Raw genomic sequence first — 19,303 nt, 5'->3', positions numbered from 1 at the left:
CCTGAGAGAGCGCTGACGCAGGCTCAGGACACCAGCTCCAGCTGCAGACCCCAACTCGTGAGCAGGTAGATCCAACGCCGGCCGGCCAGCGGGTGCGGCGGCTCGATCCGCTGGATCTCGCCGAGCACCCGGATGCGCGGCTCGTCGGCCAGAGCCGCCACCGCCGCGTCGATGTCGGGCACCCGCAGCCCGAGGTGCCCACCGCCGACGTCGGCGTTGCGTGGATGCTCGACCCGCTGGTCGGGAGCGGTGTACTCGAACACCTCGACGTCGGTGCCGCCCAGCCGCAGCTTCGCCAGCCGGTACCGGGCCTCGGCGTGCGCGTTGAACTGCGTCACCATCTCGTCGCCGCGCGGAGCGTACACACGGCGGTACAGCTCGCGCGCCCCGAACACGTCGGTGAGCAGGGAGACCGCGTCGTCGAGGTCGGGAACGGTGACCGCCACGTGGTCGACGGCTTGCACATCCAGCACAGCAGCTCCATTAACCCGCAGGTAACAACCTATATGTTATATGATTTGGGTGCCAAAAGAGCAGGCCCTCAGCCCCCGCCGGGTGTACGTCGACGGCGTCCGTACCCGGCTCGTCGAGGCCGGTCCACCGGCCGCTCCCCCGGTCGTCCTCCTGCACGGCGTCGGGGGCCACCTCGAGGCCTGGACCCACACGATCGACGCGCTCGCCGTCGACCACCGCGTGTTCGCCTACGACTTTCCCGGCCACGGCTGGTCGAGCGCTCCGGCCGGCCGTTCGTACGAGGTCGAGGGCTACGTCCGGCACCTGTCGGTGCTGCTCGACCACCTCGGCCTGGAGGCACCCGACCTTGTCGGGCTCTCCCTCGGCGGCTGGGTCGGCGCGGCCTTCGCGCGCCGGTTCCCCTCCGGGCTCCGTCGCCTCGTCCTGGTCGCTCCCGGCGGGGTGCGCGCCGATCCCACCGTCATGAACGCCATCCGGACGTTGTCGGCCGCGGCGACCGAGGCCCCGACCGAGAAGAGCGTCCGGGAACGACTGGCCTGGCTGATGGCCGACCCGGCAACCGTGACCGCGGACCTGGTCGGCGCCCGGCTGGCCATCTACCGGCGCCCCGGGGCTTCCGAGGCCATGGAGAGGGTGTTGTGCCTGCAAGACCCCGAAGTCCGGGCCCGGAACCTGCTCTCCCCGGTCGACTGGGCGCAGATCACCGCGCCCACGCTCGTCGTCTGGGGCGATCGGGACGCGACCGGCCCGCAGAGCGTCGGCCAGGAGCTGGCGGGCTGGATCCCGGGCGCGCGCTTCGCGCCGATGGCGGGCGTCGGCCACTGGCCGCAGTTCGAGGACCCGGCGACGTTCAACGCGCTGGTCCGGGCCTTTCTCCAGGAGAAACGGATCTGACGTCCCGCCGGACGGCGGCTTCTTCTGCCGGTCGAGCCTCAGATCGCGAAAGGACTTTCCGGCCCCGGTGTCACGAGCGCCCCTTCGCCGGGAACCAGGAACTCGACCCGAATGCCGTCCGGATCGACGAGGACCAGGCTCTGCTTGTACGGCGACGACTCCTCGTGCAGTACCGGCACACCGGCCGCCCGAACCCGGGCCAGTCCCTCGGCCAGCTCGACGGCGTCCCGCAGCTCGAGGCCGAAATGGTCGAGGCCCGGGTTCGTCCCGACCAGCAGCGTCAGGTCCGGTAGTCCGAGCGAGCCGCCCAGCACCGCCCCGGCCTCGCCCCGCCGGAGCACCGACAACCCGCCCACGCCGGTGTAGAACGCCACCGCCGCGTCCAGGTCGGACACGATCAGGCTGGCCCGAGCCGTGCGCACCGGCCGTAGTGCGGCGTCCTCGACCACGGTGATCGTCGGGGACTCGGCGTAGCGCGCCGACGCGTCGGCCGGGGCCGCGTCCGGATCCCAGGAACCGGTGATCAGCTGACCGGTGTTGTTCGCGTACGTGACCCGCCAGTCCTCGGCGGCGTCGCAGTAGAACTCCAGGTAGACCTCGTCCGGGTCGAACACGTACGCGCTGCGCGAGATCTGGTGGTCGACGGTCCGGTGCAGCTTCACGCCCTGACCGCGGACGTCGTGGATGGCCTCGACCAGCGCCGCCTCGGAGGCCATCTCCCAGCCGAGGTGGTTGAGCCCGGCCCGGCGGCCGCGGCCCCGGGAGACCTGGACGTGCCCGTCCCGGCCGACCCGCTCCCCCGGCGTGACCTCCATCAACGCCAGGTCGTGATGGCTGGTGCCGTTGGAGAGGAACACCGCCGAGATCCCCGGCTCCTCGAACACGACGTCCAGCCCGCAGACCTCGGTGTAGAACGCCGTCGACCGCTCCAGGTCACTGACGAACAGGTTGACGTGGGCCAGCCGGCGTGGCCCGAACCCGGTCATCGGTCGGCCTTGCGCAGGGCGGCCCGGTACCGGCGCAGCAGCCAGCCGTTGAGCTGCGGCAACGTTGCCTCCTGGGGCGAGAACGGACCGCGGGCCGCGTTGCGGGCGCTCAACCCGGCGAACATGTTCGCGTTGGCCTCCGCGTCCTGGCCGTTGATGACGTCGAAGAACCCGCGCAGCTTGGCCATCAGCTCGTCGAACTCCGGCATCTGCACCGTCGCGGGTGGGAACAGCCAGGTCACCGAGTGCGTCAGGCGGTCGTGAGCGTCCGGCGTGATGCGGAAGACCATCATCGAGTCGGGCTTCATCGAGACGAACATCGTCGGCGGCACCGCCGCGTAGACGACACGGCTGCGCTGCTCCTTCGTCAGACCGTCGATGACCGGGAACGCGGCCTTGCCGTCCTCCTGGAGGAATCCGCCGTCCTCCTGCAGGAACGGCGCGTAGCGCATGATGCCGTTCTCGGTGTCCGGGTCGAAGTCGAGGAACTCGACCAGCCGCGCCGGGGCGTTCTCGTGGTAGCCGCGGTGGATGAAGCTGGTGTGGTACGCCTCCAGGGCGTTCTCCATCATGTTCTTCCAGTTCCAGGGCTGGTCCTTCAGCACCAGCCCGCCGCCCACGACCATCTCCGACGTCCGGTGCGCGGCGAACTCGGGCGCCAGCCGCTCCAGCGTCGGCCAGAGCGGCTCCGGGTCGTCGCCGAGGTGCGTGAAGACGAAGCCCTGCCAGATCTCGACCGGGAACGACGGCAGGCAGTACGTCGCCTTCAGGTCGGCCAGCCGATGGGCCGGATCCATCGACGGCGCGTTCTGCAGGCGACCGTCGAGGCCGTAGCTCCAGTAGTGGTACGGGCAGCGCAGCGAGCGGGTGTTCGCCGGCTCGGCGATCACCGGGTACGACCGGTGCCGGCAGAGCGACGACAGCACGTGGATCTCACCGCTCTGGTCCCGAGTGACGACGAGCGGCTCGCCCGCGACCGTGATCGGCAGCACGTCCCCGGGGCTCGCGACCTCGGAGACGTGACAGAGGTACAGCCAGCTGTCGCCGAAGACCGCATCCCGCTCGAACTCGTAGAACTCCGGCGAGGTGTAGGAGCGCGGCGGGAGCGAGATCGCCGACGGCAGGTCGCCCGCGGACCGGGCGACCTGCTCGACCAGCGCCGAGACGTCGGACGTCAAGACTTCAGCGCCTTCTCGCGCTCGCCGAGCGTCGACTCGGCGTCCGCCGCCTCCAGGAGCCGGCCGGACATCGTCTTGGCGTAGAAGTGGTCGCCGCCCTTGATCGGCCCGTACTTCGGCGGGTTCTCGGCGTCGGTGCACGTGGGCAGGCACTCGATGATCGCGTCGAAGTTGCCCTCGTGGAAGAACGGCACCGAGCGGCGACGGCGGACGGAGTTGTCGTCGCTGAGCACCGGCATCACCCGGTGGAGGGTCGACCGCCACCGGTCGTTGGTCCACCGCGCCATCAGGTCGCCGACGTTCACGACCAGTGCGCCGGGAACGGGAGCGACGTAGACCCACTCCTCGTCCTTCGTGTAGACCTGCAGCGCCGGTTCCTGGTCGGCGAGCAGCACGGTGACGATCCCGTAGTCGGTGTGCGCGCCGATGCCCATCTGGTTCGGGAGCGCGGTGTCACCCGGGCGTCCCTCGAAGTAGTTGATCCGGACGGCCTCGACGGCCTTGTCGGTGTAGGCCTCGAAGTAGTTGCTGTCCAGACCGAGCGCGACCGCCATCAGCGACGTGATCCGATGGACGACGCGCTCCGCATTGTCCCAGTACTCGATCAACGTCGGACGCAGGTCAGCCGGTTGGTCCGGCCAGATGTTCTCGGCGAACAGCGTGTGCTCGGTCGTGTGGTAGGCCGGGTCGTCGGGCAGCGGGTCGCGGCCCATCGTGAACGCCTCGAACAGGTCCGGCGGCTGCTCGAGCCCGAGGCTGTAGGCCAGCCCTTCGGTGCCCTTGGCCGAGTAGCCGCGCTCGATCTCCGGCGACGGGGAGGCCCAGGCCATCTTGGCCGGTAGTTCCTGGCCGAAGAACCGGTCGGCCACGTCGAAGACCGAGTCCATGAGCGACTGCGGGATGCCGTGCCCGACGACCTGGAAGAAGCCGACGTTGCGGCAGGCTTCGTCGATGAGGGCGGGGGCGTCGGGGCTGGTGAGATCGATGACGGGAGGAAAGGCCATGGGGACCCCTTAGCCGAATCGGTGAGTCACGAGTGCTTCGAGAAGTGCGCAGACGCCGTAGAGGACGAGCGCGACGAGGACCGTGGCGACCACGGCCGCCCACATCGTGGGCATCTGGTAGCCGCGCATCGCGGCGAGCATGATCGGCCCGACACCGTCGCTGGATCCGAACCATTCGCCGATCACCGCGCCGACGATGGCCAGCGGCATGCCGACCTTGAAACCGGTCGCTATGACCGGCAGACCGGCCGGGATGCGGGCCCGGATCAGCGTGTCGATCCGGGACGCCCCGAGCACCGTGCACAGGTCGGCGACCGACCTGGACACCGCGTCCAGGCCGGCCGTGACCGCGACGTAGAGCGGAAAGAACGCGGTCGCGGCGGCCATCGCGGCCGGCACGTGCTCGCGGGAGACGAGCGCCAGCATGATCGGCGCGAGCGAGAGGAACGGGATCGCGCTCTCGATCGTCGCGAGCTGGTCGACTCCGCGGCGCAGTGGCCGGACCAGCGTGACGAGCAGCCCGACCACGACCGCGGTGAGCAGGCTCCAACCGAACCCGACGACCGCTTCGCCGCCCGTCGCCACCGCCGCCTGGGCCAGCGTCGACCGCTCCTCGGCGTCCCCGAACACCCGCGCCACCACCGTCGGGGCGGTGAGCGCGCCACCGAGCGTCCCCGTGGTGGCCAGGAGCTGCCAGACGGCGAGGACCACCACCATTCCCAGGGCGCCGTAGGCGCTCGATCGCAGCGCCCTGGTCACTCGCCCGACCCCCGGCTCAGCACGTCGAGCTCGGCGGTCAGCTCGTCGACCAGTTCGTGGAACTCCGGCGTGCGGGTGACCTCCTGCGTACGCGGGCGGGCGAACGGCACCTCGAGGACCTTGCTCACCCGGCCGGGCCGGGGCGAGAGGACGACGACCCGGTCGGCCAACAGCAGAGCCTCGTCGACGTCGTGTGTGACCAGCACGGTGGTGACCGGGTCGGCCATCCAGATCCGCTGGAGTTCCCCGTTCAACCGGCGCCGGGTGACCGCGTCGAGGGCGCCGAACGGCTCGTCGAGCAGCAGCACGTCGGGCTCGAGGACGATCGACCGGGCGATCGACACCCGCTGACGCATACCGCCGGAGAGCTGCTTGGGCCGGGCGTCCTCGAAACCGCGCAGCCCGATCAGGTCGATCAGGTCGTCGATGCGCTGACGGTCCACCGGCCGGTGGGCGACCTTGTAGGGCAGCGCGAGGTTGTGCCGCACCGACGACCAGGGCAGCAGCGCGTTGTCCTGGAACGCGACGCCGAGCCGATGCTGGGCGGCGAGCTCACCCGGCTTCTGGTCGGCGACCGTGACCGTTCCGCTGGTCGGGGCGTCGAGCGACGCGATCATGCGCAGCACCGTCGACTTGCCGCACCCCGACGGGCCGATCAGCGCGACGAACTCGCCCTGCTGGATCTCGAGCGAGAGGTCGCGGACGGCCTCGACCGACTTCCCTCGTTTCAACGAGAACGTCTTGCCGACCCCGCCCAGCCGGATCGGGGCTCCCCGCGTCGCGGTGGCGGTCACGTCACCCCTCCTTGAGCTCTTCGAGCAGCGAGGTGTCGAGGATCTTGGAGACGTCGGCGGTCTTCAGGCCGGACGCCTTCATGCCCTTGACGATCGGGCCGGAGATCTCGGCCGGGTCGACCCAGAGGTAGCCGTTGGTCTTGGTGGCCGCGCTCTCGATGAACTTCACGTACGCCTTGTTGTGCTCGGTCTCGTGCTCGAGCGTCAGGTCGTTGCCCTTGCCGTACTGGTCGACCGCGAGCTTGGCGCCCAGCGCCGGGTCCGCGATGTCGTCGGCCGACGCCTTCTTCAACGCGGAGAGCATGCCCTTGAGCGCGTCGCGCTTGTTCTTGAGCGTGTCGGTCGTGACGAAGATCGGCTCGGTGTACGCGGGCAGGCCGGCCTCGGTGAACGTCAGCAGCGTCGGCGCCTTGCCGGTGGTGTCCTGGTAGGCCAGCGCCTCGTCGGTGACGAACACCGCGAGCGCGTCGACGTCGCCCTTGATGAGCGGGTCGGGGCCGTAACCGGTGGGCACGAACGTGTAGTCGGGCTCGAGCCCGGCCAGCTTGAACATCGCGTCGAACTTCGTCTGGACGCCCTGGTTGCCGCCGATCTTCTTGCCCTTGAGCTGGGCGACGCTGGTGATCGGCTTGGCCGGGTCGGACATCAGCGCGTTGAGGTTCTCCTGGTACAGCGCACCGATGCAGACCAGCGGGTTGCCGTCGGCGATCGCCGCGATCAGGCTCGTGATGTCGGTCGACATGCCGACGTCGGCCGCGCCGCTGGCGACGATTCCCTCGATCGCGCCGATGTCGGAGCCGCCGGGGATCAGCGACAGCTTGACCTTCTCGTCGGCCAGGTAGCCCTTGGAGTCGGCGATGTAGAGCTGCGAGAAGCTCGCGTCGGTGATCCACGACAGCTGGACCTTGAGGTCGGTCACGCCGCCGCTGCTGCTCGCGTCGTCATCGCCGCCGCCGCAGGCGGCCAGTAGCGGGGCCGCGGCGATCGCGGTGACGCCGAGCCCGGCGATCTTGAGGAAGTTCCTTCTGGTGGCCATGGGGTTCTCCAGTGGGGGGTTATGAGAAACGCTTTTCGACCACGCGGCAGATCGCCGACACGACCGCGAAGAGCAGAACCGACAGGACGATCGAGACGACGGACGACGCCCACGCCTCCGCGGTACGGAACGACGTCTGGGCGATGATCAGGCGATAGCCGAGCCCGCTGGTGCCCATGACCCATTGCGCGAGCATCGTTCCGGCGACGGCGGCGACGACCGACACCCGCATCGCGACGAGCACCCGCGGCACGGCCGACGGCACGGCCAGCCGCCAGAACCGCGTCCACCGGCCGGCCCCGAGCACGACGAACAGGTCGTCGGCGCCGGCCGGCGTCTGACGCAACCCGGTGGCGGCGAAGACCAGCACCGGGAAGAACGAGATCAACGCGGTGATCACGACGATCGTGCTGACGCCGTAGCCGAACAACCGGGCCAGCACCGGCGTGATCGTCGCGACCGGCAGGCACTGGGTGAGCAACGCGGGCCCGTTGATCACCGCCCGGGCGATCTGCGACGTCCACGACAGCGCGGCCAGCACCACGCCGGCCACCGCGCCGACGACGAGGCCACCCACGACGACGGCCAGCGTGTTGAGCGCGTCGCCGACGAAGCTCCCGGCGTTCTCGGCCAGGAACTCGAGCACCGTGCCCGGCTTGGGCGCGACGGCGGGCGGGACGTCGCCGGCCCGCACCCACAGTGCCCAGGCCCCGAACAGCGCGATCAGTGGCCAGACCGCGTGGACGACGGCAGCACCGGCCCGGCGCAGCCGCCGGCCCGTACCCCGGGACGGGGGCAGGGCCCGGTCGACCACGTCTTGTTCGCGGGCCTCCTGGACCGCCGACTGCGACATGACGGTCATCCGAGTTCGGCGGCGTGCTTCAGGTAACGAAGGGTCAGCCACCGGTTCATCTGCGGCAGCGTGCCTTCCTGCCAGCTGTACCGGCCGCGCTTGGTGTACCGGGACCGCTGACCGTCCTGCATCCGCGTGTTCGAGTAGATGTCCTGGTCGTTGATGACCTGGTTCACCGCGTTCTGCATCTCGAACGCCCACTGGAAGCCCGGCGACTTGAGCGAGACCTCGGGGAACAGCCAGCCCATCCGCAGCGTCATCGTGTTCGCCGACTCGGGCGTGATCAGGAAGTAGAAGACCTGCTCGGGGCTGAGCGCGAAGAAGACCGTCGGCAAGACGGAAGCGAACATGACGCGCTTGCGCCGCTCCTCCGACAGCCCCGGGAAGACCGGCAGGATCGCCATCCCGGTCGGGTTGAAGCCGGCGTCCATCCAGCGGTAGTTCGTCGGGTGCATGACCTGGCCGTCGGCGTCGTCCCACTCGGTGAACTCGGCCATCGAGGCCGGCGCGATGTCGTGGTAACCCATGTGGACGAACGACGTGTGGTAGGGCTCGAGGGCGTTCTCGTGCATGCCCTTCCAGTTCCAGGGCTGGCCCTTGTACTCCATCGGGTTGATCAGCGTCAGGTTGGAGACGTCATAGGCCTCGAACTCGGGCGCGAGCTTGGTCAGCGTGGGCGCCAGCGGGGCGGCGTCCAGATCCATGTTCGCGAAGATCATGCCGTGCCAGATCTCGACCTTGAGCTGCGGTAATTGCGTCTCGGCGCGGAGCTGCGCCAGCGGGCACGTGCGGGTCATCTCGGGCGCGGCCTTGAGCTGGCCGTCGAGGTTGTAGGCCCAGTAGTGGTAGTCGCAGCGGAACTCTTTGGCGTTGCCCTGGTCGCCGTCGATCTTCACCGGATAGCCGCGGTGCTGGCAGATCGACGACATGACCCGGATCGCGCCGTCGCTGCCCCGGACGACGATCAGCGGCTCGTCGGCGACCTGGATCGTGAAGTAGTCACCCTCGTTGGGGACCTGGCTGACGTGCCCGAGACAGAGCCACTCCTTCGCGAAGATCGCTTCCTTCTCGAAGGCGTAGAAGTCCTCGGACGTGTAGACCGAGGCCGGCATCGTGCGGGCGGTCGTGTAGTCGGTCGACGTGGGATCGAGCGCGTTCAGGATGGCCTGGACCTGCGGGTTCATCCGGTTGACTCCTTCAGACGTTCACGACGACGGGGGCTTCGGAGCTGCGCACGACGACGCACAGGCACTCCTCGTCGCCGGGGTTCTCCTCGTGGTGGACGAGGCCACCGGGGACCACCGCGATCTGCCCGGCGGTGGCGGTGAAGTCCTCCAGGCCGTCCGGTCCCTGCACCAGGAACCGCATCGCGCCGGAGATGACGCAGACCAACGTGGTCTGGTCCTCGTGGTGGTGGGGTGCGGACCTGCTACCGGGCGGGAGCACGCTCGTGCCCATCCACATACCGGCCGCCGAGGTCGCGGTCCCGCGGGAGAGCGCGCCGGACGCGCCACCCGCATCGGCCGCGTTGTCGGCGTCCAGCGCGCCGGTGCCGACCAGCCGGCTCCCGCTGGCGAATGACGTGGTCTCAACCGACGAGCTCATCGGACTCTCCTCGCTCCCGGGTCGTCGTCGCGACGCCCTCGATCTCGATCAGGAATTCGGCGCGTACGAGCCGGCGGACGACCAGCAGCGTGTTGCCGGGCGGGCGGCGTCCCGGGAACAGGTCTTCGAAGATCACCTCGCGGACCGCGTAGAAGTCCGCGATGTGGTCGGGGTCGACCAGGTAGGTGGTCATCTTCACTAGCTCGCCGAACGAGCTGCCGGCGGCTTCCAACACGCTGCCGAGCAGCGTGAACACGTTGCGCATCTGGGCTTCGAAGTCGCCGGCGTGGATCGTCTCGCCGGCCTTGTCGACCGAGAGGACACCGCTGACGAACACCAGCCCGGTGTTCGCCGGCGTGGCGACGGCCGGCGAGTAGAGACCTACGGTCTCTCCGTCGGTGCGCACGACCCGGTTCACGCGCTCACCGCCGTGCGGGCCCGGACCTGGTTGTGCACGCTTCCGATGCCGTCGATCGACGCCTCGACGACGTCGCCGTCCCGCAGGAACTCGGCCGGCGTCCGGGCGAAGCCGACGCCGGCCGGCGTGCCGGTGGCCAGCACGTCGCCCGGGCGCAGCTCGAGGTACCGGGAGATCACCGCGATCTGGTCGGCGATGCTGAAGACCATGTCCCGGGTCGTCGCGTGCTGCTTGCGGACGCCGTTGACGGTCAGCGCGACGTCGACGACCGGCGGGTAGCCGAGCTCGTCGGCGGTGACGATCCAGGGCCCGACCGGCGTGCTGCGGTCGACGTTCTTACCCAGGTGCCACTGCTTGTGCCGGTGCTGCACGTCCCGGGCGGTGACGTCGTTGACGACCGTGTAGCCGAAGATGTGCTGCTCGGCGTCCTCGGCCGCGATGTCCCGGCCGCCCCGGCCGATCACCACGCCCAGCTCGACCTCCCAGTCGAACTCGGTGGAGACGTGCGGGTCGAGGTCGAGCGCCGCGAACGGGTCGGCCACCGCGGCCGGCGTCTTGAAGAACAGAATCGGGTACTCGGGCACGTCCTTGACGAACGCCTCGGCGGACTCGCGCTGGTGCTCGACGTAGTTGATGCCGCAGCAGAGCAAGCCGCGGCAGTCCACGGTCAGCGGTGCGAGCAGCTCGACCGCGGTCAGCGGGATCCGGCCGCCGAGCGGCTCCGGGGTCGCGCCGCCGACCAGCTCGTCGAGCGAGTGGTGCAGCGGCTGTATCTCGTCGCCGGTGACGAGGCCGGTGCGGACGACCCCGCCGGAGCGGAACTTCGCGATTCTCATGAGCCGTCCTTCGTGGGGTCCCAGAACCGGGTCTTCGCCCAGCCCTCGTCGAACGGGGTGCGGAAGTCCATCGCGAGGCGCAGCCGGGAGAACTTCCAGACGCCGTCCCGGCGCTCGAAGTCGTCGACGTACACGCCGGCCTGCCAGAACGCGGTGTCGGTCGCTTCGGCCGTGCAGGTCTGCAGCAGCTTCCAGCGGCCGACCGCCCGGTCGCCGGTCACCGCGATGTCCTCGTTCGTGAGGTAGTGCGCGGTGAACGACATCCAGTTCGCGGCGTCGACGAACGACTGGGCGATGGCCTCGCGGCCGACGATCGGTGCGGAGGGCGGAGGACTGGTAGGGGCCCGGCCCGGGAGTGACTCCCAGACCGCGTCCTCCCAGAAGAGGTCCGCCACCCGCCCGCGCAGACGGTCGTCGAGGCCCTGCATGTACGCCGCTTTGAGCTTGCGGACGGCGTCCTGGGCTTCCAACGCGTCGAGACGAGCCAGCAGCTCCTCGGTGGCATCTCCGATCATATATGAAATGTGACTGGCTGCCGAGCGGTCGTCCAGGGCAGCAATGGCTCTGCTACAAGGACTTCACGAGCGCGAAACGGTTACCCGGGTGGGGCCGGAGTTGCGTCGGGGGCGGAAACCTCGGCGCCATCAGGCGTGGCGCTCGACGAAACCGCGCCCGCCGCCGCGCCCGGGCCGGCGGCCGAGATCCGGGCCGCCGACGCGACCCGCACCGCCGCCGCGGCTGCGGCCGCGGTCAGCGCCACGGCCATGGCCAGCGCGCGCACCGGGCCGCCGAGCTCGACGACAGCGCCGGCCATCGCGGTGCCCAGCGCGGTTCCGGCGGTCGTGCCGCTGGCCAGCCAGGCCTGGGCCGGTAGGCGCGCAGCGGCCGGCACCAGGTCGTCCAGCACCGCCTGCTGCAGGATCAAGCAGGGCGCGAGCATCGAGCCGAACACCGCGAGCAGCGCCCCGAGCAGCACCAAGGGCGGCCCACCGGGCCGCATGACGACGGCCCAGATCGGCACTAGCAGCACCGCGAGCCCGAGCTGGACGCCCCGGGACTGCGTCGCCGGAGTCCCCGGCCAAGCACGGGCACCGAGTACCAGCCCGCCGACGACGCTCCCCGCCACGATGCACGCGATCAACGGCCCGATCAGCGCCGATCCCCCGAGATCGTCCGCCGCGACGGCCAGCAACGCGGTGTCGACCGCTCCCATCGTCGCCGCGGTGGCCGACGCGACGACGAGCACCGCCGGCACGCCCGGCCGCCGGAACAGACCTCGCTCGGTGGGCGCCGAGGGGCCGCCTCGCGCGAGCCCACGCACCGGACGAGTCAGCGCGTACCCGACACCCCCGACTCCGATCAGGACGGCGGCCGCCAGCAGCGCGAGCACGTCCGGCCCGATCAGCAAGGCTCCCGAGACCAGGATCGGACCGACCACGAACAGCAACTCCAACGTGACGCCGTCGAGCGCGAAGCTCGCCGAACGCGTCCGCGCATCCGCCGCCAGTGCGGTCCACACCGCGCGCATCGCCGCGGTGAACGGCGGCACCAGCGCACCCGCCACACCGGCCAGCACCAGCAGAGACGCCACCGGTTGCCGGAGTGCCTCACCGAGCGCGAGCCCGGCCAGCACGAGCCCGCAGGCCGCCGACGCCGTCCCGACCACCCGCGCCTGCCCGTACCGCTGGATCAGTCGCCCGAGCACCGGCGCCCCGACCGCCATCCCGGCCCCGAACAACCCCGACGCCAGCCCGGCGACCGTGTAGTCGTTCCGTATCTGCTGCACGACCGCGACCAGGGCGATCGGCGTCATCAGCGGAGGAATCCGGGCGACGCACGACCACCCGAACGACGTCGGCACCCTCATGCCTTCACCCGCACCTTCGTTCTCAGCAGGGGCGCCCACCAAGAGGTTCGATCATATACGATGCCTGAAATCAGATGAGAGGACCCCGATGGCAGAAACGCTGATGCCCGTCGTCCTGCACGACGTGCTCGACCCGCTGACCGGTGACCGCACCGACGTGACGTTCGACGTGCCCGGGGTCGCCGCGGCCCGCTCCGATTTCGATGGTTCCGGCTACTGGGTGCTGCCCGGGGTGTTCGACGCCGACGCCCACCTGCCGCTGGTGCCCCGCGGAGTGCGCGAGTTCGACCGGCTGCGCGCGCTGGCCGGTGGCGTCACCCAGCTGAACTCGGCGACGCCCTGGCACCTGATCAAGGATCTGCCGCTCGAAGGCGTCACCGCGTTCTTCCGCGCGACCACTTTCCCGCGGATGATGCCGATCCTCTCCGTCTCCGATCAGCCGAGCAGCGCCGACTTCCCGGCCTGGCTGGCCGCCCACGGCGACGAGATCCGCGAGACCTGGGCGCCGGTGATCAAGTGCTACTCGAACGACCCGAACTTCGAGCGGACCGTCGAAGCGATCTGGGCCGCCGACTGCCGGGCGGCGATCTACTTCTACGACGAGGCCGCATTCGAGTCGGTGGTCGCCGACCACGGCGGCCCGGTGCACTTCCGGCACGTCACGTCGAAGACGATGGCCGACCAGGTCGCGTCCCGGCCCGACTCCACCAGCCAGACCTCGCCGCACTTCCTGCTCGAACTGCCCGAGGGCCGCTCCGAAGAACTGTTCGTGCTCCCGCCGGTGCCCGGCAACCCGGCCCGCGACACCCTGCGGGCGATCGTCGCCGACGCCGTGAACCTGATCGCCAGCGACCACAATGCGCCGATCGCCGGCAACAAGGGCCCGGGCCTGGAGATCGAGCAGAGCTTGCTGCCCGCCGTGCTCAGCCTCGTCGACGACGGTGTACTGACGCTGCCGACCGCGATCGAGAAGCTGACGACGGCGGCGGCCGCGGTCTTCCGCCCGGCCGGCGGCCTGGACGACAGCCGGATCGTCGTCGACCCGACGGTTTCGCTGGACACTCCGCTCTGGCCGGGTCAGGAACCGCGCCGGGCCGCGTTCCTGGGTGTGCGCACGACCGGCTCGGTGATCGCGGCTACCGCCGGCGGTCGCGGCACGTTCCTGTGATACCCGTCGCACCCCCTACACTGGAATCTCAGCCGGGAAGGCGAGGGGGCACATGAAGGCGAACGGTGGGCTCCCGACCCTCGCGGCCAGCACGGTCCGCACCGCTCACCGAGACGTGACCGATCGGCTTCGCGAAGCGATCGTGTCCGGCCTGCTCCCGGCCGGTACCCACCTCGTCCAGGCCGATCTCGCGGCCCAGCTCCAGGTCAGCGTCACCCCGATCCGGGAGGCGCTGCGCGATCTGGAGAGCCAGGGGCTGGTCGACGTCGACCCGTTCCGCGGTGCCACCGTGCACAAGGTGAGCCTGGCCGAGCTCGAAGAGGTGTACGCGCTGCGCCGGCTGCTGGTGCCGATGGCGATCCGCGAGCGGGTCCAGACGATCACCGACGAGGAGCTCGACGAAGCCGGCATCCTCGTCCGCCGGATGACGCTGACCAGCCCGGACGCCGAGTGGGTGGAGAACAACCGGCGCCTGCACCGACTGCTCGACGGGACGTCGAACCAGCCGCACCTGCGGGCGATCCTCCGCCGGCTCGCCGACGTGTCGGCGCTCTACGTCGGCCTCTCGGTGCACAACGACCCGGCCCGGCGGCGCCGGGCCCGCGACGACCACCGCGCGATGGTGAAGGCCTATCGGGCCCGGGACGCCGACGCGGTCATCGCGATCACGCTGAACCACATCAACGACACCGCCACCGTCGCTGCGCACGCTTTGCAAGAGGACGCAGACTGACAACGTGACATCGCAGCCGCCCTCGCTGACCCTGACCGCCAGCCTGCGGTCGGCCGTGCTCGACGCCCGCCGGGGAGTGGTCCGGCTGCATCCGGAGGTCCTGGCCGCGCTCGACCTGCAGCCGGGTGACCCGGTCCTGCTGCGCAGCGCGGAGCGGACGTCGGCCGGCATCGCCGCGCCCGGCGAGCCGGGCTCGGCCCGCGGCCTGCTGCTGGCCGACGACCTGACGATGGGCAACCTCCGGATCCGGGACGGCGCCCCGGTCGACGTCAGCGCGGCTCCGATTCAGGGCGCGCGCACGGTCACGGTCACCGGGGACGCCACGGTGGTGGCCGCCGTCTCGCCCGAGATGCTCCGGCTGGCGCTGCTGAGCAAGGTCGTCACCAGCGGCGACGACGTCTCGTTGCTACCGCAGGACCTCGACCCGGCGCACCCGCACCGCCCGCTGGTGGAGTCGGCCCGCCGGAGCCTCTCCAACACGGTCGGCAGCGGCTGGACGGCCGCGCTGCTCACGGTCGTCGCGTCCGAGCCGGAGACGGCCGCGCTGGTCACGCCGGAGACGATCGTCACCTGGTCGGAGACGTCGGGAGGCGCGGTCTGGGGCCGGTCGGCGACCGGCCCGGCCTGGACCAGCGGCACGCCGTCGCGATCCGCAGGTTTCCCGGCCGCCGCCCCGGGCATCCCCCGGTCACCCAGCGGCCTCGGCGTTCCGGTCCCGCCTCCCGGCGGAACCTTCCCCTCCCCAGGGGCGGCCGGGGCCGCCGGGACCGCGGTCGACCGCGAGACCGCCGCGGCCCGGGGCGTCCGGATCAGCACGGCGACCGACAAGGCGTTCGCGGAGCCCGGCGCCGCGCTCGACGAGGAACCCCGGCCGCCGGAAGACCTGGTCGGCCTGCGCAGCCAGGCCGCGCACCTGACCGAGCTGTTCGACCTCGCGTTCCACCACCGCGAGGTGCTCGACCGGCTCGGGACGAACGTTCAGCTCGGCGTGCTGATCACCGGCCCGGCCGGCGCCGGCAAGTCGACGCTGGTGCGGTCGGTGGCCCAGGCCACCGGGGCCGCGGTGCTGCGCATCTGGTGCCCGGGCCTGGCCGCGGTCGCGCCGAACGCGGCCGCCGACGCGCTCCGGCAAGCCGCCGCCCGGGCCCAGGAGAGTCAGCCGGCCGTGCTGCTGCTCAACGACGTGGAAGCGCTGGCCCCGCGCACCGACCCGGGCCCGCTCGCCACCGTGCTGATCCAGCTGATCGCCGACCTGGTGGGCGACGGCCAGACCGCGGTCGTGTGCACGACCAGCCGACCCGAAGACGTCGACGCCGGTCTGCGGCGCCCCGGCGTGCTCGACTCCGAACTCCGGGTGCCGATGCCGGACGCGACCGAGCGCCGCGATCTGCTCGCGCTGTTCACCCGCGGCCTCCCCGTCGCCGACGACGTCTCGCTGGACGACGTCGCCGCCCGGACGCCGGGTTTCGTGGCCGCCGACCTCGGGACGCTCGTCCGCGAAGCGGGCGTCCGCGCCGCGATCCGACAACGAGACCACGACTCACCACTGATCGGCCAGTCCGACCTGGACGTGGCCCGGCAAACGGTGCGGCCGACCTCGATGGCCGAGTCCACGCTGGAGGTCGCCTCGCTGAGCCTCGACGACGTCGGGGACATGGTCGAGGTCAAGGAGGCGCTGACCGAGTCGGTGCTCTGGCCGCTGCGCTACCCGGACACGTTCACCCGGCTCGGCGTCGACCCGCCGCGCGGGGTGCTGCTCTACGGGCCGCCCGGCTGCGGCAAGACGTTCCTGGTCCGGGCCCTGGCCGGCACCGGGCAGGCCAACGTGCTGGCGGTGAAGGGCGCCGAGCTGCTGACGAAGTGGGTCGGCGAGAGCGAGCGGTCGGTGCGCGAGCTGTTCCGCCGGGCCCGCGAGGCCGCCCCGACGCTGGTGTTCCTCGACGAGGTCGACGCGCTGGCGCCGGTCCGCGGCCAGTCGACCGACGGCGGCACGACCGACCGGGTGGTGGCCGCGCTGCTCACCGAGCTGGACGGCGTCGAGTCGCTGCGCAACGTCGTGGTGGTGGGGGCGACGAACCGGCCGGACATGGTGGACCCGGCGCTGCTCCGGCCCGGCCGTCTGGAGCGGCTGGTGTTCGTCCCGCCGCCGGACGCATCAGCCCGGGCCGACATTCTGGAGGCCGCGGCGCGGAAGGTGCCTCTCACCGAAGACATCGATCTGAAGACCGTGGCCGAGGAGCTCGACGGGTTCTCCTCGGCCGACTGCGCCGCGCTCGTGCGCGAGGCCGCGCTGGCCGCGATGCGCGAGTCGATGGACACCGCCGAGGTCACCGCCGAGCACCTCCGCACCGCCCGCGGCAAGGTCCGCCCGTCGCTCGACCCGGTGCAGGTGGCCCACCTGAAGGCGTACGCCGAGAACCGCTGACCCCCGTTCGGGGGCGGCGGCCCGGCACTGACCCCCACTACGATCCGCGCGTGAGCATGCGCGCGGCGCTACCGGTTCCGGGGCACATCGGCCGCGCGGCCCTGCTCGGTCTCGGCGCCGGTCTGCTCACGTTCGTCTGCGGTGCCCCGTACTGGTGGCACCACGTCGCCGCGGCCGCGCTCTCGGTCGTCGCCTCGGTCGCGTTCGGCGCGGCCGGCGGTCTGCTCGCCGGGACCGGTGACACGCGCAGCCGCAGCGGCGTGCTCCTCGTCGTCGCCGCCGCGTTCACGGCGTTCACCTGGCTGTCGATCTGGGACCGCGGGATCTTCCCGGTTTTCGCGATCTTCAGCGAGGGCGTCAGCATCATTGCGGTCGGCGCGGCCGTGCTGGTCTACCCGGTCGGGCGGCTCGTCGGCCGGGCCGAGCGCTACTGGATGTACGCGGCGATCGAGGTGCTGATCGTCCAGGAGTTCCTGGTCGAGTTCGTGTCCCGCCCGGAGTGGAACGGCAACTCCGCCGACGTGTTCTGGCCGACGCTGGTGCCGGACGAGTGGCTGTTCGACCGGCTGATCACGGTGAACATCGGCCTGCAGTGCGTCCTCGCGGTCTGGTACCTGGCCCTGCTGGTGCGCCGCGGGCGGCGGCTGGCCCGCAACGAGCGCCCGGCGATGATCCCGGTGCTGGTCGCGACCGCGCTCGTCGCCATCGTCGCCACGGTCACGCTGCGCACCGACGCGTGGACCGACCTCGAAGCGCTGATGTCGTTCTACGTCGTCGAGAACACGGTCTCGGTCGTGCTGCCGCTGGCCGTGCTCTCCGGCGCGCTCCGGGAGCGCTGGTGGGAGGTCGACGCTCCGCTGCGGGTCGTCCGGATGACGTCGGCGAGCACGTCGGTCGCCCGGGTGCGGGAGGCGCTCGCGCACGCGCTGCGCGACCCGTCGCTGACGCTGCTGTTCTGGGTGCCCACCGAGGAGAGCTACGTCGACTCGGCCGGCCGGCTGGTCGACCTGCCACCCGCGGAGCCGTCGCGCTGGCTGATCGAGACCCGCACCGACGATCGCACGCCGCTGGCCGTGATCGAGCTGGACGCGGCCCTGCGTTCCCGTCCCGCCATCGTGGACGCGGTGCTCCGGGCCGGCAGCCAGGCCCTGCTCACCGCGCAGCTCCAGGCAGTCGCGACCGCGCACCTCCAGCAGGTGCACGCCGCTCAGGCGCGGGTCGAGGAGCGGGAGACGGCCGAGCGGCAGCGGCTGGAGAACGACCTCCGGACCGGCGCGCAGCAGCAGCTGGTCGCGTTGTCGGCGCAGCTCGAGCAGCTGGCCGCGGAGACGCCGGTCGAGTCGGTGCGTTCGGTCGCGGCCGCGTGCCGGGACGAGGTCCAGGCCGCGCTGGACGACCTGCGGGCGCTCGCCCAGGGCCTGCATCCGCCGGTACTGCGCACCGACGGGCTCGGGCCGGCCCTGAAGTCGGTCGCCGGTCGGCTGGGGCTGTCGGTCGACCTCGCGGTGAGCGCACGGCGGCAGCCACCCGCGGTGGAGGCGACCGCCTACTTCGCCCTCTGCGAGGGACTGACCAACGTGGCCAAGTACGCGCCCGACGCCTCCGTCCGGATCGTCATCACCGAGGTCGACGGCTGGCTGCACGGTCTGGTGGCCGACGACGGGCCCGGCGGAGCGCGGGTCGTCCCCGGTGGTGGGCTCGCCGGGATCACCGATCGCACCCGCGCCCTGCACGGCTGGGCCGCCGTCGAGAGTGACCTCGGCGCCGGTACCCGGCTGCGGGTCGGCCTGCCCTGCGGATGAACCTTCCGGCGGACGCGTGCCCCGGCGGCACGCGCCCGAAGGGACCTACAGGCGGACGCCGAGGCGGCGAGCCGAGCGCTGGCGCTGACGTTGCGCCCGCACGCGACGCAGCCTCTTCACCAGCATCGGGTCGTGCACCAGTGCGTCGTGCCGGTCGATCAATGCGTTCAACAGCTGGTAGTACCGGGTCGCCGACATCGAGAACTGGTCGCGAATCGCCTGCTCTTTGGCACCGGCGAACTGCCACCACTGCCGTTCGAATGCCAGGATCGCTAGTTCGCGCTCGGTCAACCCTGAATCGTTCAGTTCCGGCCCGGCGTTCTCGGCAGCCTCATGAGTTTCATCAGCTTCGTCGAGGGGCGCCGGGACGTGGCTCTGGTCCATGAACTCCTCGTCCCTCCTCCGGCCAGCGTCCCCACTGTAGCCATCGGAACGGCTCCGGACGGGGCTCTGTGCACAGTCTGACGCGAC

Annotated in this window: 20 protein-coding genes; 5 read left to right on the top strand and 15 right to left on the bottom strand. The window is 71.1% G+C overall.

Annotated elements, in window-relative coordinates; all coding sequences use genetic code 11:
* Positions 1–23: 23 nt before the first annotated feature.
* A complete protein-coding gene (locus tag FL583_RS20290; protein WP_142706275.1) occupies positions 24–473 on the bottom strand; it encodes a VOC family protein in 450 nt (149 codons plus the stop codon).
* 49 nt (positions 474–522) lie between these two features.
* Here FL583_RS20290 and FL583_RS20285 point away from each other — a divergent pair, with 49 nt between their 5' ends.
* A complete protein-coding gene (locus FL583_RS20285) occupies positions 523–1,368 on the top strand; it encodes an alpha/beta fold hydrolase (protein WP_205752298.1) in 846 nt (281 codons plus the stop codon).
* Between the two features lie 38 nt (positions 1,369–1,406).
* On the opposite strand, the gene FL583_RS20280 is transcribed toward FL583_RS20285, so the two are convergent.
* The 13 genes from FL583_RS20280 to FL583_RS20220 all read right to left on the bottom strand — a co-directional run bounded on the left by FL583_RS20280 (position 1,407) and on the right by FL583_RS20220 (position 12,704).
* Positions 1,407–2,354 carry a VOC family protein gene (locus FL583_RS20280; protein ID WP_142706273.1) on the bottom strand — a complete coding sequence of 316 codons (948 nt, stop codon included), beginning with the start codon at positions 2,352–2,354 and terminating at the stop codon, positions 1,407–1,409.
* Complete coding sequence (locus FL583_RS20275; protein WP_142706272.1) at positions 2,351–3,532, bottom strand: aromatic ring-hydroxylating oxygenase subunit alpha; 1,182 nt, start codon at positions 3,530–3,532, stop codon at positions 2,351–2,353. The genes FL583_RS20280 and FL583_RS20275 overlap by 4 nt, the downstream gene beginning before the upstream one ends.
* Positions 3,529–4,536, bottom strand: a complete 1,008-nt coding sequence (locus FL583_RS20270; RefSeq protein WP_142706271.1) for an isopenicillin N synthase family dioxygenase — start codon at positions 4,534–4,536, stop codon at positions 3,529–3,531. The genes FL583_RS20275 and FL583_RS20270 overlap by 4 nt, the downstream gene beginning before the upstream one ends.
* A 9-nt stretch (positions 4,537–4,545) precedes the next feature.
* On the bottom strand, positions 4,546–5,295 hold the full coding sequence (locus FL583_RS20265) for an ABC transporter permease (RefSeq protein ID WP_142706270.1): 750 nt from the start codon (positions 5,293–5,295) through the stop codon (positions 4,546–4,548).
* Positions 5,292–6,089: an ABC transporter ATP-binding protein gene (locus tag FL583_RS20260; protein WP_142706269.1), complete on the bottom strand. Its 798-nt coding sequence runs from the start codon at positions 6,087–6,089 to the stop codon at positions 5,292–5,294. Before FL583_RS20260 ends, FL583_RS20265 begins: the two co-directional genes overlap by 4 nt.
* 1 nt (position 6,090) lies before the next feature.
* Positions 6,091–7,125, bottom strand: a complete 1,035-nt coding sequence (locus tag FL583_RS20255; protein WP_142706268.1) for an ABC transporter substrate-binding protein — start codon at positions 7,123–7,125, stop codon at positions 6,091–6,093.
* 19 nt (positions 7,126–7,144) lie between these two features.
* The gene (locus FL583_RS20250) at positions 7,145–7,978 is read right to left on the bottom strand and encodes an ABC transporter permease (RefSeq protein ID WP_170323759.1); all 834 of its coding nucleotides are present in this window, start codon (positions 7,976–7,978) and stop codon (positions 7,145–7,147) included.
* A 5-nt stretch (positions 7,979–7,983) separates the two neighbouring features.
* Positions 7,984–9,162, bottom strand: coding sequence for an aromatic ring-hydroxylating oxygenase subunit alpha (locus FL583_RS20245; RefSeq protein ID WP_142706266.1), 1,179 nt, complete (start codon positions 9,160–9,162; stop codon positions 7,984–7,986).
* 13 nt (positions 9,163–9,175) lie between these two features.
* Positions 9,176–9,583, bottom strand: a complete 408-nt coding sequence (locus FL583_RS20240; protein WP_142706265.1) for a cupin domain-containing protein — start codon at positions 9,581–9,583, stop codon at positions 9,176–9,178.
* A complete protein-coding gene (locus tag FL583_RS20235; RefSeq protein WP_142706264.1) occupies positions 9,567–10,001 on the bottom strand; it encodes a RidA family protein in 435 nt (144 codons plus the stop codon). The genes FL583_RS20240 and FL583_RS20235 overlap by 17 nt, the downstream gene beginning before the upstream one ends.
* Positions 9,998–10,837, bottom strand: a complete 840-nt coding sequence (locus FL583_RS20230) for a fumarylacetoacetate hydrolase family protein (protein WP_142706263.1) — start codon at positions 10,835–10,837, stop codon at positions 9,998–10,000. Before FL583_RS20230 ends, FL583_RS20235 begins: the two co-directional genes overlap by 4 nt.
* A complete protein-coding gene (locus FL583_RS20225) occupies positions 10,834–11,352 on the bottom strand; it encodes a nuclear transport factor 2 family protein (protein ID WP_142706262.1) in 519 nt (172 codons plus the stop codon). Before FL583_RS20225 ends, FL583_RS20230 begins: the two co-directional genes overlap by 4 nt.
* A gap of 80 nt (positions 11,353–11,432) precedes the next feature.
* Positions 11,433–12,704, bottom strand: a complete 1,272-nt coding sequence (locus FL583_RS20220) for an MFS transporter (protein WP_142706261.1) — start codon at positions 12,702–12,704, stop codon at positions 11,433–11,435.
* A gap of 88 nt (positions 12,705–12,792) precedes the next feature.
* Here FL583_RS20220 and FL583_RS20215 point away from each other — a divergent pair, with 88 nt between their 5' ends.
* The 4 genes from FL583_RS20215 (at position 12,793) to FL583_RS20200 (ending at position 18,832) form a co-directional block, all read left to right on the top strand.
* Positions 12,793–13,872, top strand: a complete 1,080-nt coding sequence (locus FL583_RS20215; protein WP_142706260.1) for an amidohydrolase family protein — start codon at positions 12,793–12,795, stop codon at positions 13,870–13,872.
* Between the two features lie 52 nt (positions 13,873–13,924).
* Positions 13,925–14,605 (top strand): GntR family transcriptional regulator, encoded by a 681-nt coding sequence (locus tag FL583_RS20210; protein WP_142706259.1) that lies wholly within the window; start codon positions 13,925–13,927, stop codon positions 14,603–14,605.
* 229 nt (positions 14,606–14,834) lie between these two features.
* The gene (locus FL583_RS20205) at positions 14,835–17,030 is read left to right on the top strand and encodes an AAA family ATPase (protein ID WP_142706387.1); all 2,196 of its coding nucleotides are present in this window, start codon (positions 14,835–14,837) and stop codon (positions 17,028–17,030) included.
* A gap of 50 nt (positions 17,031–17,080) precedes the next feature.
* Positions 17,081–18,832 (top strand): sensor histidine kinase, encoded by a 1,752-nt coding sequence (locus FL583_RS20200; RefSeq protein WP_142706258.1) that lies wholly within the window; start codon positions 17,081–17,083, stop codon positions 18,830–18,832.
* A gap of 45 nt (positions 18,833–18,877) precedes the next feature.
* Here FL583_RS20200 and FL583_RS20195 read toward each other — a convergent pair whose 3' ends face one another.
* Positions 18,878–19,216 carry a DUF3263 domain-containing protein gene (locus tag FL583_RS20195; RefSeq protein ID WP_142706257.1) on the bottom strand — a complete coding sequence of 113 codons (339 nt, stop codon included), beginning with the start codon at positions 19,214–19,216 and terminating at the stop codon, positions 18,878–18,880.
* Positions 19,217–19,303: the final 87 nt, after the last annotated feature.

The organism is Cryptosporangium phraense (genome assembly GCF_006912135.1).
Taxonomy (GTDB): Bacteria; Actinomycetota; Actinomycetes; order Mycobacteriales; family Cryptosporangiaceae; genus Cryptosporangium; species Cryptosporangium phraense.
Note: the sequence above shows the minus strand (reverse complement) of the source record. Positions and strands in the feature narration are given on the sequence as shown.

Excerpts from the sequence above, each read along its gene's own strand:
- FL583_RS20280 (WP_142706273.1), bottom strand. The coding sequence starts at position 2,354 with ATGACCGGGTTCGGGCCACGCCGGCTGGCCCACGTCAACCTGTTCGTC.
- FL583_RS20270 (WP_142706271.1), bottom strand. The coding sequence starts at position 4,536 with ATGGCCTTTCCTCCCGTCATCGATCTCACCAGCCCCGACGCCCCCGCC.
- FL583_RS20255 (WP_142706268.1), bottom strand. The coding sequence starts at position 7,125 with ATGGCCACCAGAAGGAACTTCCTCAAGATCGCCGGGCTCGGCGTCACC.
- FL583_RS20250 (WP_170323759.1), bottom strand. The coding sequence starts at position 7,978 with ATGTCGCAGTCGGCGGTCCAGGAGGCCCGCGAACAAGACGTGGTCGAC.
- FL583_RS20245 (WP_142706266.1), bottom strand. The coding sequence starts at position 9,162 with ATGAACCCGCAGGTCCAGGCCATCCTGAACGCGCTCGATCCCACGTCG.
- FL583_RS20240 (WP_142706265.1), bottom strand. The coding sequence starts at position 9,583 with ATGAGCTCGTCGGTTGAGACCACGTCATTCGCCAGCGGGAGCCGGCTG.
- FL583_RS20230 (WP_142706263.1), bottom strand. The coding sequence starts at position 10,837 with ATGAGAATCGCGAAGTTCCGCTCCGGCGGGGTCGTCCGCACCGGCCTC.
- FL583_RS20225 (WP_142706262.1), bottom strand. The coding sequence starts at position 11,352 with ATGATCGGAGATGCCACCGAGGAGCTGCTGGCTCGTCTCGACGCGTTG.
- FL583_RS20220 (WP_142706261.1), bottom strand. The coding sequence starts at position 12,704 with ATGAGGGTGCCGACGTCGTTCGGGTGGTCGTGCGTCGCCCGGATTCCT.
- FL583_RS20215 (WP_142706260.1), top strand. The coding sequence starts at position 12,793 with ATGGCAGAAACGCTGATGCCCGTCGTCCTGCACGACGTGCTCGACCCG.
- FL583_RS20210 (WP_142706259.1), top strand. The coding sequence starts at position 13,925 with ATGAAGGCGAACGGTGGGCTCCCGACCCTCGCGGCCAGCACGGTCCGC.
- FL583_RS20205 (WP_142706387.1), top strand. The coding sequence starts at position 14,835 with ATGGGCAACCTCCGGATCCGGGACGGCGCCCCGGTCGACGTCAGCGCG.
- FL583_RS20195 (WP_142706257.1), bottom strand. The coding sequence starts at position 19,216 with ATGGACCAGAGCCACGTCCCGGCGCCCCTCGACGAAGCTGATGAAACT.